The organism is Bradyrhizobium sp. SZCCHNRI1029 (genome assembly GCF_032487555.1).
In the GTDB taxonomy this organism is placed as follows: Bacteria; Pseudomonadota; Alphaproteobacteria; order Rhizobiales; family Xanthobacteraceae; genus Bradyrhizobium.
In genome coordinates this window covers 119,288-135,910 of sequence record NZ_JAUEUK010000004.1, presented here as the reverse complement: position 1 = coordinate 135,910, position 16,623 = coordinate 119,288, and the positions used below count along the sequence as shown (strand labels likewise).

14 protein-coding genes are annotated in these 16,623 nt (G+C 66.6%); 9 read left to right on the top strand and 5 right to left on the bottom strand.

The features are described 5' to 3' along the window. Positions 1–5 precede the first annotated feature (5 nt). From upp to QW861_RS12840, 3 genes are all read right to left on the bottom strand, one after another. Positions 6–635, bottom strand: a complete 630-nt coding sequence (gene upp, locus QW861_RS12850) for a uracil phosphoribosyltransferase (protein ID WP_231327004.1) — start codon at positions 633–635, stop codon at positions 6–8. 271 nt (positions 636–906) lie between these two features. After that, complete coding sequence (locus QW861_RS12845; protein WP_316193121.1) at positions 907–2,130, bottom strand: URC4/urg3 family protein; 1,224 nt, start codon at positions 2,128–2,130, stop codon at positions 907–909. 14 nt (positions 2,131–2,144) lie between these two features. Then, a complete protein-coding gene (locus QW861_RS12840; RefSeq protein ID WP_315717746.1) occupies positions 2,145–3,401 on the bottom strand; it encodes a GTP cyclohydrolase II in 1,257 nt (418 codons plus the stop codon). A gap of 256 nt (positions 3,402–3,657) precedes the next feature. Between QW861_RS12840 and QW861_RS12835 the strand changes: the two genes are divergently transcribed. Both QW861_RS12835 and QW861_RS12830 read left to right on the top strand, forming a co-directional pair. Next, positions 3,658–4,887, top strand: coding sequence for an amidohydrolase family protein (locus QW861_RS12835; RefSeq protein ID WP_316193120.1), 1,230 nt, complete (start codon positions 3,658–3,660; stop codon positions 4,885–4,887). Positions 4,888–5,030: 143 nt separating this feature from the next. Then, positions 5,031–5,957 (top strand): N-carbamoyl-D-amino-acid hydrolase, encoded by a 927-nt coding sequence (locus QW861_RS12830; RefSeq protein ID WP_316193119.1) that lies wholly within the window; start codon positions 5,031–5,033, stop codon positions 5,955–5,957. 256 nt (positions 5,958–6,213) lie between these two features. Here QW861_RS12830 and QW861_RS12825 read toward each other — a convergent pair whose 3' ends face one another. Beyond that, a complete protein-coding gene (locus QW861_RS12825) occupies positions 6,214–6,873 on the bottom strand; it encodes an aspartate/glutamate racemase family protein (RefSeq protein ID WP_316193118.1) in 660 nt (219 codons plus the stop codon). A 128-nt stretch (positions 6,874–7,001) separates the two neighbouring features. On the opposite strand from QW861_RS12825, the gene hydA reads away from it, so the two are divergent. The 3 genes from hydA (at position 7,002) to QW861_RS12810 (ending at position 10,404) form a co-directional block, all read left to right on the top strand. Beyond that, positions 7,002–8,471 (top strand): dihydropyrimidinase, encoded by a 1,470-nt coding sequence (gene hydA, locus QW861_RS12820; protein WP_316193117.1) that lies wholly within the window; start codon positions 7,002–7,004, stop codon positions 8,469–8,471. 198 nt (positions 8,472–8,669) lie between these two features. Further along, complete coding sequence (locus QW861_RS12815) at positions 8,670–9,641, top strand: NAD(P)-dependent oxidoreductase (protein WP_316193116.1); 972 nt, start codon at positions 8,670–8,672, stop codon at positions 9,639–9,641. A gap of 1 nt (position 9,642) precedes the next feature. After that, the gene (locus QW861_RS12810) at positions 9,643–10,404 is read left to right on the top strand and encodes an SDR family oxidoreductase (protein WP_316171556.1); all 762 of its coding nucleotides are present in this window, start codon (positions 9,643–9,645) and stop codon (positions 10,402–10,404) included. A gap of 1 nt (position 10,405) precedes the next feature. On the opposite strand, the gene QW861_RS12805 is transcribed toward QW861_RS12810, so the two are convergent. Continuing rightward, positions 10,406–11,302: a LysR substrate-binding domain-containing protein gene (locus tag QW861_RS12805; protein ID WP_315750315.1), complete on the bottom strand. Its 897-nt coding sequence runs from the start codon at positions 11,300–11,302 to the stop codon at positions 10,406–10,408. A 210-nt stretch (positions 11,303–11,512) separates the two neighbouring features. Here QW861_RS12805 and QW861_RS12800 point away from each other — a divergent pair, with 210 nt between their 5' ends. The 4 genes from QW861_RS12800 (at position 11,513) to QW861_RS12785 (ending at position 16,604) form a co-directional block, all read left to right on the top strand. Further along, positions 11,513–12,928, top strand: a complete 1,416-nt coding sequence (locus QW861_RS12800) for an NAD(P)/FAD-dependent oxidoreductase (RefSeq protein ID WP_315750316.1) — start codon at positions 11,513–11,515, stop codon at positions 12,926–12,928. A 143-nt stretch (positions 12,929–13,071) separates the two neighbouring features. After that, the gene (locus QW861_RS12795; RefSeq protein WP_315750317.1) at positions 13,072–14,691 is read left to right on the top strand and encodes an ABC transporter substrate-binding protein; all 1,620 of its coding nucleotides are present in this window, start codon (positions 13,072–13,074) and stop codon (positions 14,689–14,691) included. Positions 14,692–14,709: 18 nt separating this feature from the next. Further along, positions 14,710–15,741, top strand: a complete 1,032-nt coding sequence (locus QW861_RS12790; RefSeq protein WP_315750318.1) for an ABC transporter permease — start codon at positions 14,710–14,712, stop codon at positions 15,739–15,741. A 2-nt stretch (positions 15,742–15,743) separates the two neighbouring features. Beyond that, positions 15,744–16,604, top strand: coding sequence for an ABC transporter permease (locus QW861_RS12785; RefSeq protein WP_315750319.1), 861 nt, complete (start codon positions 15,744–15,746; stop codon positions 16,602–16,604). The last annotated feature ends 19 nt before the right edge of the window (positions 16,605–16,623 follow it).

Sequence of the window (16,623 nt, the reverse complement as noted above, 5' to 3'; positions counted from 1 at the left end):
TGCTGCTACCGCGTGCCGTAGGCGCGGTCGCCGGCGTCGCCGAGGCCGGGAACGATGAAGGCGTCGTCGTCGAGGCCGTCGTCGATCGCGGCGGTCCACAGTGCGACATCGGGATGCAGGCCGCGGACGCGCTCGACGCCCTCGGGCGCCGCGATCATGCAGACCATGCGGATATCCTTGGCGCCGCGCTCCTTGAGCCGGTCGACCGCGGCGACTGCGCTGTTGCCGGTCGCCAGCACCGGCGTGACCACGACGGCGAGGCGCTCGTGCAGGTCGGACGGCGCCTTGAAGAAATACTCGACGGCGGTGAAGGTCTGCGGCTCGCGATACAGGCCGATATGGGCGACGCGGGCGGTCGGCACCAGATCGAGCATGCCGTCGACGAAGGTGACGCCGGCGCGCAGCACCGGCACGAACACCAGCTTCTTGCCGGCGATCTTGGCCGACTGCATTCGCGCCAGCGGCGTCTCGATCTCGACCTCCGTGAGCGGCAGGTCGCGCGTGACCTCGTAACACAGGAGCATGCCGATCTCCTTCAAGAGCTCGCGGAACGACTTGGTCGAGATCGACTTGTCGCGGATCAAGGTCAGCTTGTGCTGCACCAGCGGATGATCGACGACCGTGACGCCTTCCATGGCTTTCATCTCCGAAGCGTAGGGTGGGCAAAGGCGCGAAGCGCCGTGCCCACCTGATACTAGCTCAGCTTGGAATGGTGGGCACGCTGCGCTTTGCCCACCCTACGCGCAACTTATGAATTGCGTCATTGCGAGGAGCGAAGCGACGAAGCAATCCAGACTTTCTTCCGGGCTCTGGATTGCTTCCGCCGTCGCCCTTCGGGCTATGGCGGACAAGTCGCTTCGCTCGCAATGACGTCGGCTGTTATGAAGCAAGGCTGCCAAACACCTCTTAAAACACCGTGCCGTCGCTGAGGATGGTCAGCGGCGGCGAACCGTCCGGGCGGCGGGCGAAGGCGAGCTTGCGGCCGGCGGCCCAGCTGCCGCCTTCGAGGATGCGCGCCAAGGGCAGCTGTTCCGCCGTCTGGCCGGTGCGCTGGCGGATCAGCGCGGCCAGGCGATCGAGCAGGGCGACGGTCAGCGCGCGCCATTCCACCACCAGCAGGGAATCAACAGCATGCGCCCGCGCGGCATCGGCGGGATCGCGCAGCACCAGCACGCCGCCGTCGACGAACAGGCCGCCATTGCGGTATTCGGCGAGTCCCGTAAGGCCGTCGATGTTCTCGACCACGAGGCTGGCGCGCTGCAGCGGTTCGATCAGCGAATAGCTCAGCCATTGCGACAGCTTGTGCAATGGGACGAGACCGCTGGTCGCGTCATCGGTGACCAGGGAAGCATGGCGCCAGCAGTCGCCGAGCGCGATGCCTTGCAGCGTCAGCCGCGACGGCCAGATCGGGCCGAGCTGCAGCAGCACCTGCTGCAGAATGTCGGCGGCCTGGAGGTGGCCGCCGGTCGCACCGGCGGCGAGCTGATCGAACAGACCGCCGGGACGTGGGGTATCTTTCCGACCGAAGATATCCGGCTTTGCAGCCGTGACCTCGCCTAGCCGGCGCAGCAGCGCAACGCGGCCTTCGAGTCCGACCAGCGGATTGTCGGCGCTCACCTGGAAGCCGCGTTCGAGATCGGCGACGATGATGTGCTGCAGCTTCGCGGCGTCGGCCCGCAGCGGATGGCTTGCATCGGCCGAAAACGCACCGCGTGCGAACATGTCGAGGCTCGCCAGTGCCAACCCTTCGGAGCGGCCGATGCGCGCGCCGGTCACGGCATCCCGATAGCGCCACGCCGCGCCGGCGCCGGCGTCGAGCAGCACGCTGGTGATGGCGAGATCGAACTCGGCGCGCGCCCGTGAAGCCGCATTCGGCCAATTCACTTTGTCGGCGATCGCGGCCCAGCGATCGACACCGCCGACCACGAAATGCCGCCAGCGCGAGTGGAACGGCACCTCGCCACCGGGATAGGCCCTGCGGGTCACGTCGAGCACGAGGTCGGCAATCGCATCGAGCTTTGCGAGGTCGATGCGGAAGTGCGGCAGCTTGTCGGCGAGACCGAGCGCAAGCAGCTGATGCGCCCGCTCGCGCACTGCGCGGGCGGACAGGAGATATGAAACGTCGGTCATGATCAGCCGCTGCGCTAGTACTTTTCGAGCGGTCGGCCGACGGTGTCGCCGAGCGCCTCGGGCTTCTGCGGCTCCAGCGAGAAATAGCCGGCGGCCTTCTTGGCCGCGATCTCGACATGGGCATCCGCCGGGATCAGCTCGTCGGGGATCGGCACGCGCTCGACGATGTCGACACCCTGGCCCACCAGCGCGTCATGCTTCATGTCGCTCATCGAGATGAAGCGGTCGATGCGTTTGACGCCGAGCCAGTGGATGACGTCGGGCATCAACTGCTGGAAGCGCGCATCCTGCACGCCGGCGACGCATTCGGTGCGCTCGAAATAGGCCGCCGCGGCGTCGCCGTCCTCCTGGCGCTTGCGCGCATTGTAGACCAGGAACTTCGTCACTTCGCCGAGCGCGCGGCCTTCCTTGCGGTTGTAGACGATGATGCCGAGGCCGCCGTTCTGCCCGGCCGCAACGCATTCTTCGATACCGTGGATCAGATACGGGCGACAGGTGCAGATGTCGGAGCCGAACACGTCGGAGCCGTTGCACTCGTCATGCACGCGACATGTGATCTTCGTCCGGCTGTCATTGAGCTTGTCGACGTCGCCGAACAGATAGACCGTGGTGCCGCCGATCGGCGGCAGGAATACCTGCAGGTCGGGCCGGGTCACCAGCTCCGGATACATGCCGCCGGTCTGCTCGAACAGGCCGCGGCGCAGACTGGTCTCGCTGGTGCCGAAGCGCGCGGCCACGCCGGGCAGGTACCACACCGGGTCGATCGCGATCTTCACCACGGAGACGCTGCCATTGGCATGCACGACGTCGCCGTCATGAACGAGGCGCTTGGCCGCGAGCGCCGCATGCAACTCAGGAAGCTCGATCCGCGCCTTGGTCACGGCGATCGTCGGCCGGATATCGATTCCTTCCGCGATCTCGCCGCCGAAATTCTCGGCCACCAGATGACCCCAGGGATCGAGTGCGACGATCTTCGCCGGCTCTCGCCACTGCGCGAACGGGCCGATCGTGGCGGCGGGATGGGTGTTGGTGAGATCGGGGCGGCGGATCGGGTCGAGCGCACCAGATGATACCGCGAGCGCGCGGTAGACCGTGTAGGAACCGCCATGGCTGCCGATCACGTTGCGGTCCTGCGGACGTGATACCGTGCCGATCACGGGTCCGCGCTCGCGTGCGCTTTCGGCGCCCCAGTGGAGCGGGAAATTATGCTTGGCGCCTGGCACCGGGTGCGAGGTCAGGCGGATGTGATCCGTACGGTTGGAGCGAGTCATCGGACAGCCACCCCCAAAACGGCAACGGCCCGCCTTGACGACGGGCCTGAGCAGAACGCGTTCACGTTTTCCATGCACCAATATAGCAGTTTTTCCCCGCCAAACAAGTGGTCCCGGGTGGCCGGTTATTTGTAAACGAATGGTTTCGGATCCCGGTCGGCGGTCCCGCGGCGTCAGGCCCTGGCATGGCGCTTGCCTTTTGCAGGCGGCGCCGCCAGCTTGGCGCGCATCTGGAATTCTCGACGGCAACGGCGGCATGGACCTGATCATTCGCAATGCGGTGCTGGCGCAGCACAGTGAGCTGCGCCGGGCCGATATCGGAATTTCCGACGGCACCATCGTGGCGATCGCGCCGTCATTGCAGGCCGACGGCGAACAGCGCGATGCCGAGAACTGCCTCGTCGTGCCCGGCTTCATCGAGACGCACATCCATCTCGACAAGACCTGCATCCTCGACCGCTGCACGATCAGGGAAGGGACCGTGGCAGAGGCGGTGCGCGAGACTGCGGCCGCCAAGCGCAACTTCACGGCCGACGATGTCTATGACAGGGCGAAGCGGACCGTTGAACGCTGCGTCAGCCACGGCACGATGCGGATGCGCACCCATGTCGAGCTCGATCCCGGCATCGGCTTCATCGGCTTCGAGGCGATCCAGCAGCTCGCGCGCGACTATGCCTGGGCGCTCGACCTCGAGATCTGCGTGTTTCCGCAGGAAGGGCTCACCAACTATCCGGGCACCGAGGAGCTCTTGATCGAGGGCCTGCGCCGCGGCGCACGCACCATCGGCGCCGCCCCGTATTTCGACACCGACCCGCCGGCGCAGATCGACCGCATCTTCGCGATCGCGCGTGACCGCGACGTCGACATCGACATGCATCTCGATCTTGCCGAGACGCTCGATCACATGCAGATCGAATATGTCTGCCGCAAGACGGAGGAATACAGCTGGGGCGGACGCGTCGCGGTCGGCCACGTCACGCAGCTGTCGCTGCTGCCGCCGGAGCGTTTCGACGCGATCGCAACGCAGCTCGCCAATGCCGGCGTCGCAGTCACCGTGCTGCCCTCGACCGACCTGCATCTGATGGGGCGCCGGCACGATCATGCGATCCCGCGCGGCGTGGTCCCGCTGGAGCCGCTGCGCGCGCAAGGGGTGACCTGCTCGCTCTCGACCAACAACGTGCTGAACCCGTTCACGCCGTATGGCGACGGCTCGCTGATCCGGATGGCGAACCTCTACGCCAACGTCTGCCACGTCTCGCGGCCGGATCATCTTGCGGGGTGTCTCGACATGGTCACGCACGACGCGGCGCGGCTGATGCGGCTCGATGACTACGGCATCGAGGTCGGCGCGCCGGCCGATCTCGTCTGCATCGATGCGGCGACGCCGACCGAGGCCGTGGCGACCCTGGCGCAGCCGCTCTGGGGCCTCAAGCGCGGCCGGCCGTCGTTCTCGCGGACGCGGCCGGTGCTGTACCGGCCGGGGTGAAACGATGAGGGGTGTTGCATGACGCTGTCGCCACATTCGTCATTGCGAGGAGCGAAGCGACGAGGCAATCCAGAGTCCTCGTGTAGCCCTGGATTGCTTCGCTTCGCTCGCAATGACGTCGGAGTCCGGATAGGAGTTCTGCAATGCGCGTGATCAACGTCGCCGCCGCCCAGATGGGACCGATTCAGCGCGCTGACAGCCACGAGGCGGTCGTCGCGCGCATGATCGCACTGATGGACGAGGCCAAGCGCAAGGACGCCGACCTGATCGTCTACCCGGAGCTGGCGCTGACCACGTTTTTTCCACGCTGGTACATGGAGGATCAGGCCGAAGTCGACAGCTGGTTCGAGCGCGAGATGCCCAATGCGGCCGTGCAGCCGCTGTTCGATCGCGCCGCGCAGCATCAGATGGCCATGCATCTCGGCTATGCCGAGCTGACACCGGACGGGCACCACTACAACACGGCAGTTCTCACCGACCGCGCCGGCAACGTCGTCGGCAAGTATCGCAAGGTGCATCTGCCCGGCCACGAGGAGTTCGAGCCGGAGCGCAGCCACCAGCATCTGGAGAAGCGCTATTTTGAGCCGGGCGATCTCGGCTTTCCCGTCTGGCGCAGTCTCGATGGCATTATCGGCATGGCGATCTGCAACGATCGCCGTTGGCCGGAGACCTATCGCGTCATGGGGCTGCAGGACGTCGAGCTGGTGCTGATCGGCTATAACACGCCGTCGGTGAACTCATTGAAATCGGCCGAGGGACTGCAGCAGCGCCTGTTCCACAACCGGCTCTCCGCGCAGGCCGGCGCCTATCACAACTCGTGTTGGGTCGTCGCGGTCGCGAAGGCCGGCGTCGAGGACGGTCATCACCTGATCGGTGGCAGCCTGATCGTCAATCCCGACGGCGAGATCGTCGCGGAGGCGGTGACGGAAGGCGACGAGGTGCTGGTCGCACCCTGCGATCTCGATGCGACGCGGTTCGGCAAGCAGACGATCTTCGATTTCGCAAGGCATCGGCGGATCGAGCATTACGGGCTGATCACCAGCCGCACGGGCGCGGTGCCGCCGGAGTGAGGCAGGAGAGAGAGTGGGCCTGACCACGCTGATCAGCAGTTGCATTGTCAGGCACCAGCGCCGCTACACAAACAGTGTCGTCCCGGCGAACGCCGGGACCCATACCGCGGAAGCTATCGAGGAACGGAGCTGACAGTTGCCTGCCTCACGTCGGCCGGCGGCTATGGGTCCCGGCTCAAGGCCGGGACGACAGCGGAGTGTGAGATGGCCGGCCGGGCAGGTCCGTGCAGGGGCAAACGACGGATGTGCGAACCACTCACCCCGCAAACGCCACCGCGCCGAGCGCCATGGTCACTGCGGCCTGGGTCGGATCGATCACCGGAATTCCCAGCGCGTCCTCCAGGTTCTTGCGATGCCGTGCCATGCCGGCGCAGCCCATGACGATGGCACCGGCGCCGTCCTCCTCCTTCAGCGCGCGGCCGACAGCAATCATCTTCGCCAAAGTACCTTCGCCTGACGCCGTCTCCGCCACGGTCATGTCCAGCGGGCGCTCCGCGGCCAACCGATCCATCAAGCCCATCTGGCGGAGATAGCGGATGTGGCGGCGGATCGAGCGCTGCGCGATGGCGAGCACGCCGAACGTATCGGCGCGAGTCAGTGCAGTGAGCACGCCGCATTCGGCGATGCCGAGCACCGGCCGTGCCGTGGCCTCGCGGCAGACGTGCAGGCCAGGGTCGCTGTAGCAGGCGATCACGAACGCGCTGGATGCGTTGTCGCCCTCGACGAAACGCCGCAGCGGCAGGGTGACGCTGTCGGCATCCTTCTGGCTCTCGATGCCGTAGGGACCTTCCTTCAAGGTCTCGCAGACGATCTCCGGTCCGTCGGCGAACATCAGCGGCTTGAGCGCCGCCGCCAAGCCGTCGGTGACCACCTGGTTGGAGTTCGGATTGATCACGGTGATGCGCGGGCGGGACATGGGAGCTACCTGCTTCTTCAGTGTTGACGGCGCGTGACAGGCAACCACTATGCCACGGCTGACGCAATGGGGCCGATGCGGTCACCTCGCGTCCACGGCGTTCCATCTGGCAGAACTAGGAGATCGCGATGACCGAGCCGGCCTATGACCTGATCATCCGAGGCGGGCGCGTCGCCACCACCACCGATACGTTCGAGGCCGATGTCGCCATCACAGGCGAGACCATCGCGGCGATCGGCCGCGGCCTCGGCCCGGCGAAGCGCGAGATCTACGCGCGCGGCAAATATGTGCTGCCCGGCGGCGTCGACAGCCATTGCCATATCGAGCAGCTCTCGGCGGCAGGGATCGTCAACGCCGACACGTTCGAGAGCGCCACCAGGTCGGCCGCGTTCGGTGGCACCACGTCCGTGATCTCCTTCGCGGCCCAGCATGTCGGCATGCAGTTGCCGCAGGTGGTCGAGGACTATCACGCGCTGGCGCGCAAGGGTGCCGTGATCGACTACGCGTTCCACATGATCGTCGCCGATCCGACCAGGGAGACGCTGGAGCGCGACCTGCCGGCGCTGATCCGCCAGGGCCACGGCTCGATCAAGATCTTCATGACCTACGACCGGCTCAAGATCGACGACGAGCCGCTGCTCGACATTCTCGTCGCCGCGCGCGAGGGCGGCGCCATGCTGTGCGCGCACGCCGAGAACCATGGCATCATCTCCTGGATGGTGAAGCGGTTGCTGTCGCGCGGCTACACCGCGCCGAAATACCACGCCATCAGCCACGCGCGGTTCTCCGAGGCCGAGGCGTTCAACCGCCTGATCGGCATGGCCGCCCTCGTCGATCAGCCGATCATGATCTTCCACGTCTCGACCGCGGAAGGCGCCAAGGTGATCCGCGATGCGCGCGGGCAGGGGCTGAAGGTGTTCGCGGAGACCTGTCCGCAATACCTGTTCATGACGGCCGAGGATCTCGACAAGCCCGGCATCGAGGGCGCGAAGTGGATGTGCAGCCCGCCGCCGCGCCGCGCGCCCGACCAGGAGGCGCTGTGGCAGGCGCTGTCGCTCGGCGATTTGCAGACCATCTCCTCCGATCACGCGCCGTATCGCTTCGACGAGACCGGCAAGCTGCGCGCCGGCTCCAACCCCAACTTCAAGCAGATCGCCAACGGCCTGCCGGGCCTGGAGCTGCGGCTGCCGCTGCTGTTCGATGCGATGGTGTCAAAGGGCCGGCTCGGCCTCAACAAGTTCGTCGAGCTCACGGCGACGGCGCCGGCCAAGATCTACAATCTGCATCCGAGGAAGGGCGCGATCGCGATCGGCGCCGATGCCGACATCGCGCTGTGGGATCCGGACAAGCACGTCACGATCAGCGATGCCGCCATGCACGACCTCGCCGGCTACACGCCGTTTGCGGGGCGCAGCGTGCAGGGCTGGCCGGTGACCGTGCTGTCGCGCGGCCGCGTCATCATTGACAACGGCAGACTGTCGGCCGCGCCCGGCTCCGGCCAGTTCCTCGCCCGCAGCGGCGGCGAGGCTGCGAAGCCGACGGGGCGCCTGGTCGCGGATATGGACCCGGAGCAGAATTTTGGGGCGAAGCTGCTCTAGACGCGAAGAGCTGTTGGAGTAGCTGATCATGTTGACGCGGTCGCTCCGCTCTCCGCCGTCATGCCCGGGCTCGAGCCGGGCATCCACGTGCTTCCCGGGATGCCGCCGGACGTGGATGGCCGGGACGGCGCCAGGCCATGACGTGGGGCGAGAGCTGAATGCCCCTCGTCGATCGCTGTCCATGCGAGGACCTCCTTGATGCATGTCCTGATCTTCGGCGGCGCCGGCTTCGTCGGGCTCAACATCGCGCAAGGCCTGCTGGAGCGCGGCCATGCCGCGACGGTCTTCGATGCAGCGGCTCTGCCGAACGCGGCGGAGCGCGCCTTTGCGCCGTATTGCGAGCGTCTGCACCTCGTGCAGGGCGACGTCACCGATGCGAGCGCTGTTGCGGCCGCGATCGCCAGCGGCTGCGATGCCGTTGTCATGGGCGCCGCGATCACCGCCGGTCCGGAGCGTGACGCATCCGACCCCGAGCGCATCCTCGCGGTCAATCTGCTGGCGCAGGTGCCGATCCTGCAGGCGGCGCGGCGCAGCGGCATCCGCCGCGTCATCAACCTGTCCTCGGCGGCGTCCTACGGCGCCAGCGGTCAGCGCTTTGCCGTGCTGGAGGAGAGCACGCCGTGCGAGCCGGTGTCGCTCTATGCGATCAGCAAGTTCGCCTCTGAGCGCGTCGCGGCGCGGCTGTCGGACCTGTGGCAAACCGACGTGATCAGCGTGCGTCTGTCGGCCGTGTTCGGCCCGTTCGAGCGCGGCGGCGGCGTGCGCGACACGCCATCGCCGCAGGCGCTGATCGCGGCCTGTTGCGCGCGCAATGCGCCGGCGCTGCTGAACGAGCCGGGCGACAAGGACTGGGTCTATGCGGTCGACGTCGCCGACGCCGTCTACCGGTTGCTGGAAGCCGAGAGGCCGCAGCACACGCTCTACAACATCTCCAGCGTAGCCACGTTTACAGCCGAGGCCTGGGGCCGCGCCTTCGCGCAAGGCCGCCCCTGCTTCGTCTGCCGGCTCGCGGAGCAGGGCGAGACGCCCACGGTGCCTGTGTTCGCGCCGAGCCGCGGCCGGCTGTCGACGACGCGACTGGCCGAGGAGTTCGGCTGGCGCGCGCGCTTCGACTGCGCGGCATCGGCCGAGCATTTCGGCCGCTGGTTCGATCAGTACGGGAGAGACTGAGATGAGGCTCAAGGCGAAGGTCGCGGTCATCACCGGCGGCGGCTCCGGCATCGGCCGCGCCAGCGCCGTCATGTTCGCGCGCGAGGGCGCTTATGTTGCGCTGGTCGACCGCGACGCGGCAGGCGCGGAGGAAACCCTGTTGCTCCTGGCCAAGGCCGGAGGCCAGGGCCGCGTGTATGTCGGCGATGTCGGTGATGCGGATTTTGCAAAGGCGACGGTCGAGAGCGTGGCAGCCGCGCGCGGCCGGCTGGATGTGCTGATGACCGCTGCCGGCTTCTCCTGCGGCGGCACCGTGGTCACGACCGATCCCATGGATTGGGACGCGGTGTTCCGCGCCAATGTCGGCGGCACCTGGCTGTGGGCGAAGGTCGCGGTGCCGATCATGCAGAAGCAGAAGGCCGGGTCGATCATCACCGTGGCATCGCAGCTTGCGGTCGCCGGCGGCAAAGGCAATAGCGCCTATATCGCCGCCAAGGGCGCGATCATCAGCCTGACCCGCACCATGGCGGTCGACTTCGCTACCGACGGCATCCGCGTCAATGCGCTGGCGCCGGGTGCGATCGACACGCCGCTGCTGCGCCGGAGCTTTGCGCGCCACGTCGATCCGGAGCCGGTGCGCGAGGCCTCGCGCCAGCGCCACGCGATGAAGCGCTTTGGCGCGGCCGACGAGGTCGCCGCCGCCGCGCTGTTCCTGGCCAGCGACGAGGCGTCGTTCACGACCGGCATCGTGCTGCCGGTGGATGGCGGCTGGCTCGCGGCGTAGCTCAACGCCTGGCCGTGCCGGACTTCCGATCGCGCCCGCGCAAAATGTCCGCAAGCGCGGCCGCGTTGCGAGACAGCGGCTCGAAGCGAGGCGTCAGGAGATACGCGCGCATCGGAATCTTCGGTGCGAGTGGCCGTGCCGCGAGGTCGGGCCAGGCGCGGCCGCGCAGCACGAATTGGTCGACCACGGCAAGGCCCGCGCCGGCGCGGGCCATGGCGCAGGCGTCGGGCGTGTAGCGCACGATCGTGGTCGGCTCCGGGCCGCCGGCCAGGGCCGACGTGACGATGTGACCATAAGGCGTCTGCGGGCCGAAGCCGACCAGCGGATAGGGCAGCATGTCCTTCGGCCTGATGCTGCGCAGCCTCGTCAGGGCATGGTCGGCCGGCATGATCACGTGCAGCGCGCCCTCCGCGATCGTCTCTGCCGCGACTGTCGGCTCGTCGACCGGCAGCACAGTGATGCCGAGATCGGCGCGGGCTGTGCCGACGCGGCTGACGATCTCCAGCAGGGTCAACGATTCGAACTCGACGCGCAGATCTGGAAAGCGGCCGCGCAGCCGCGCCAGCGCCTCCGGCACCATGCTGTGGGCCGCGCTCGGGCTCGCCACCACGCGGATGGTGCCCGTGCCGCCGGCGCGCAGCTCGTCGGCGAGGTCGTTGATGCGCGCGACGCCGCGATGGACGTGCTCGACCTCGGCGAACAACCGCTTGGCCTCCGGCGTCGGCTGCACCCGGCCGCTGATGCGCTCGAACAGCTTGAGCTTGAGGCCATCCTCGGTATAGGCCAGCAGCCGGCTGATCGCAGGCTGCGACACCGAGAGCAGCCGCGCAGCGCCGCTGATCGAGCCTGTCATCATAATCGCGCGGAACACCTCGATCTGGCGCAGATTGAGCGGCATGCGACCTCTTGTCTCGCTGTGGATGGCTGTCGACTCTAGCCGCCGCTGCCGCCCCATAACAAGCTGTTATGGGCGGCGGACAAATCGGTATGGTCGGTGCCGGACCTGCTTTGCTAAGCTTCGCGTGCCGGGTGACATGACTGATGGAGAGAGCGTGAGCGACAGCGAGCGTTTCGATCGCGATTGCGCGTGTCAATTCCGGTGCCCGGCATGAGCGATGGCCTCGCCGCGCTGACGGCCCAGGTCCGTGGCGATCTTGCCAGGATCGCCCATCCCAGCATGCCATGGCTGACGCCCGTCGTCGGTCCCGATGGCCGGCCTGCGCGCGATGTGCTGATCGTCGGCGGCGGCCAATCGGGTCTTGCCACCGCCTTCGCGCTGCTGCGCTCGCGCGTCAGCAACATTCTCGTGCTCGACAAAGCCGAGGCAGGCCGCGAAGGACCGTGGCTCAGCTATGCGCGCATGCCGACCCTGCGCAGCCCGAAGGACTTCACCGGACCCGATCTCGACATCCCCTGTCTGACCTATCAGGCGTGGCACGAGGCGAAGTTTGGCGGCGAGAGCTGGCGCAATCTTGATCTGATTCCGCGCGAATATTGGGCAGATTATCTCGCCTGGTATCGCGAGGTGCTCGACCTTCCCGTGCGCAACGGCTGCGAAGTCGTCGATATCGCACCGGCCGCTGACGGACTGCTGCAGGCGACACTGCGCAGCAAGGATGGTGAGACGACGATCTATGCCCGCAAGATCGTGCTGGCGACCGGGCAGGAGGGGATGGGCGATTGGAGCATTCCGGAGCCGCTGCGCCATTTGCCCGCAACGCGCTGCGCCCATTCCGGCGCCGAGATCGATTTCGACAGCTTGCGCGGCCGCCGCGTCGCCGTGATCGGGGCCGGTGCCTCGGCGTTCGACAATGCGGCGGCTGCGCTCGAATCCGGTGCGAACAGCGTCGATCTGCTATGCCGCCGCACGGAAATCCAACTGATCCAACCCTATCGCTGGCTGACGTTCCGTGGTTTCCTGCGGCATTTCTCCGAACTCGACGACGTCTGGCGCTGGCGTTTCATGCGCGCGGTCCTCGAGTTGCGCGAGGGCTTTCCGCAGCACACCTATGATCGCTGCGCCCGTCATGCTGCGTTCCACCTGCATGAGGGCGCGCCTGTGCTGATCGCGTGCGAAACGTCAGAGGGAGTCGTGCTGCGGACACCGCAAGGCGAAGTCACAGTCGATTTCGTGGTCAGCGCGACGGGCATCTCGATGGACTTCGCAAAGCGTCCGGAGCTGCAGCGCTTTGCCGCCAACATCGCGCGTTGGTGCGATCGCTACACGCCCGATGCCGGCGAGCGCAACGACCGGCTTGGCGCCTTTCCCTATCTCGCCGACGACTATGCGCTGTGCGAGCGTGTGGCTGGCCGGACGCCGTGGATCCGCGACGTCCATGTGTTTGCCATTGCCTCGACGATGAGCTTCGGCGCGTCGGGATCTTCCATCAATGCAATGACCACCGCGGTGCCGAAGCTCGTGCATGGGCTGACGCGCGGGCTGTTCAAGGCCGACATCGACAAGCATTGGGCCAACTTCCAGGCCTACGATGTGAAGCAGGCCGAGGTGCGCCGTGGCACGTGATTTGCTGCTGAACTCCCATCTGATGCGCTCCCATCTGATGCGCTCCCATCTGATGCGCTTCCATCTGATGTGCTTGCGTCGCCGGTGACCGCTGGCAGGGTATTTCAGTCCCGGATTTTGAGACCAATGAGGGAACAAGGGCGATGAGTTTCGAGATGTCCAAACGTTCGTTGTTCGCTGCGCCCGCCTTGCTCGCGGTGATGCTGGCTGCGCCATCGGCGCATGCGCAGAGCCGCGCCGAGACTCTGCGCTATGTCACCGGTGCCACCGTCAACACGCTCGATCCGAACATTCCGGGCTCGACGCGCGAGGCCTTCGCGCTGTCGATGTCGAGCTACGACCGGCTGGTGTCGTTCGGCCGCAAGCAGCTCAATGGTAAGTGGGTGTTCGATCTCGACACGATCACCGGCGAGCTCGCTGAATCCTATCAGGTCAGCTCTGACGGTTTGAAGATCACCTTCAAGCTGCGCCCCGACGCCAAGTTCCAGGACGGCTCGCCGGTGACGGCCGAGGACGTCAAATGGTCGCTCGACCGCTGCGTCACCGCGCCAATCCTCGGCAAGGCGCAACTGCTGACGGGCTCGCTGACGTCGGCCGATCAGTTCAAGGTCATTGATCCCCTGACGTTCGAAGTGACCTTGCCGAAGCCGGACAAGCTGGCGCTGCCGAATCTCGCGACCGTCTATCCGATCATCATCAACTCCAAGCTCGCCAAGGCGCATGCGACGGCCGAAGACCCATGGGCGCTGAACTGGACCAAGGAGAACGCGGCCGGCAGCGGTGCCTACATCGTCGAGACCTTCAAGCCCGGCGAGCAGGTGATCGCCAAGCGCAGCGAGGCCTGGAATCGCGGCGCGCCGGACAAGCCGGCGGCGTTCAAGCGCCTGATCATCCAGTCGGTGCCTGAACCGGCGACGCGCGCCAACCTCGTGGAGCGCGGCGACGCCGACCTCGTCATCGACCTGCAGGCGAGCGACGTGCAGTCGCTCGAAGGCAAGGGCAAGCTGAAGGTGATCTCGACGCCGCAATACAACGCGGTGACCTTCATCTCGATGAACAACACCATCCCGCCGTTCGACAACGTCAATGTGCGTCGCGCCATAGCCTACGCGCTGCCCTATGACGACATGTTCAAGGCGGCCTTGTTCGGCCGCGGCGCGCCGCTCTACGGCGCGACGTGGGCCGACGGCAAGCCGCCGAGCGGCGGCTATCCGATCCCGCAGCCGATCAAGCTCGATCTGGAGAAGGCCAAGGCCTATCTGAAGAACGCCGGCATGGCGGACGGCTTCTCCACCACCTTCAGCTTCAATGTCGGCCAGGCGGCGACCGCCGAGCCGATGGCCGCGCTGGTCAAGGAATCGCTCGCCAAGATCGGCATCAAGGTGGACATCCAGAAGCTGCCGGATGCGCAGATGTCGACCGCGATCAACGAGAAGAAGCTGCCGTTCTTCACCGAAGGCATCGTCGCCTGGCTGCCCTCGACCGACTACTTCTATCGCAACTTCTACACGGGCAAGCAGCGCTGGAACTATTCCTCGACTGACAATGCCGAGCTGGAGAAGATCGCGCAGGAGGCGCGCTTCGAGGCCGACAAGGCGAAATATGAAGAGCAGGGCAAGGCGCTCAACGCCATCCATTTCGACCAGATGTTCCAGATCCCGATCTGGCAGGCGGCGCAGGACGCGGTGATGCAGCCGACGGTGGACGGCTACGTCTACCAGTTCACGCGGCAGGTCGATTATCGTAACCTGAGTCGCAAGTAACGGGGACGGCTGATAACCATGGGCACGATCGTCGCAACCTTGGCTCGGGCGGGACGACGCTTCGTCTCGTCGCTGCCGGCGCTGTTCGGGGTCCTGGTCTTCACCTTCCTGCTGATGCGCGTGCTGCCGGGGGATCCGGCCGTGTTCTTTGCCTCCGGCCCCAATGCCGGCCAGGAGGAGATCGAGGTCATCCGCCGGCAGCTCGGGCTCGACAAGCCGCTGCCGAACCAGCTCGCGATCTATCTCTACGACGTCGGCCGCGGCAATCTCGGCCGCTCGATGATGACCGGGCAGGCGGTCGCCAAGGATCTCAAGGAGCGGCTGCCGGCCTCGCTCGAATTGACCCTGACGGCGCTGCTGATCGCGCTGGTGTCGGCGGTGCCGCTCGGCGTGCTGGCTGCGCTGCGGCCGGGCTCGCTGGTCGATCACGGCGTGCGGCTGTTCTGCTCGCTCGGCGTCTGCGTTCCGACCTTCGTCTCCGGTCTGCTGCTGATCTACGTGTTCTATTATCTGCTCGGCCTGGCGCCGGACCCCACGGGCCGCATCGATATCTTCGCCACACTGCCGCCGTCGCGGACCGGCTTCCTGATCATCGACTTCCTGCTCGCCGGCGATGTCGAGGGCTGGTGGGCGGCGGCCCGGCAGCTGATGCTGCCGGCACTGACCATGGCGCTGTTCGTGATCGCGCCGCTGGCGCGCATCACCCGCGCCTCGATGCTGGTGTCGCTCGGCAGCGACTTCGTGCGCACGGCGCGCTCGGTCGGGCTGTCGTGGTGGCGCATCGTCGTGACCTATGCGCTGAGGAACGCGATCCTGCCGGTCATCACCATCGCCGGGATCGTGTTCTCGACCATGCTCGGCGCCAATGTGCTGGTGGAGAAGGTGTTCTCCTGGCCCGGCGTCGCCTCCTACGCGCTCGATGCGCTGCTGGTCTCCGACTACGCGCCGGTGCAGGGCTTCGTGCTGCTGATGGCGACGATCTTCGTGATCGTCAATCTGCTGGTCGATGTACTCTATGGCATCGCCGATCCCAGGGCGACGGTGGCGTGAGCATGAGCACGATCGAGGCCTCGTCGACCCTGCGCCACACTGCCTTCGTGCTGCGCGGCAATCCGGTCACCGCCGTCGCGGCTGGCGGTGCGCTGCTGCTGGCTCTGATCGCGATCTTTGCGCCGTGGCTCGCGCCCTATGATCCGGTCGTCTCCGACGTACCGCAGGCGCTGCAGCCGCCGAGCGCGGCGCACTGGTTCGGCACCGACCAGCTCGGTCGCGATGTGCTCAGCCGCCTGATCGTCGCGAGCCGGCTCGACCTCACGATCGCGGTGACGGCGGTTGCTGTGTCCTTCGCGCTCGGCTCGGTGATCGGTGCACTCTGCGGCTATGCCGGCGGCCGGCTCGACAAGGCGGTCGGCCGCTTCATCGACGTCCTGATGGCGTTCCCGCTGTTCGTGCTGGCGATGGCGATGGTCGCCGCGCTCGGCAACCGCGTCGAGAACATCGTGATCGCGACCGCGATCATCAATCTGCCGTTCTACATCCGCTTCGCCCGCGCCGAAGTGAACATCCGCCGCAATCTCGGCTGGGTCGAGGCCGCGCGGGCCTGCGGCGAGAGCCATGTCGCGGTCGTGCTGCGCTTCCTGTTGCCGAACGTGCTGCCGGCGATGGCGGTGCAGATGTCGCTCAATCTCGGCTGGGCGATCCTCAATGCCGCGGGCCTCTCCTTCATCGGCCTCGGCGTCAAGCCGCCGACGCCGGAATGGGGCATCATGGTCGCCGAGGGCGCGCGCTTCATCTCCACCGGGCGCTGGTGGCTGGTGGCGTTTCCCGGACTTGCGCTGATGAGCGCGGTGCTGTGCTTCAATCTGCTCGGCGACGGCCTGCGCGATATCCTCGATCCCCGGATGCGCACATGACGGGCGAATTGAAGATGAT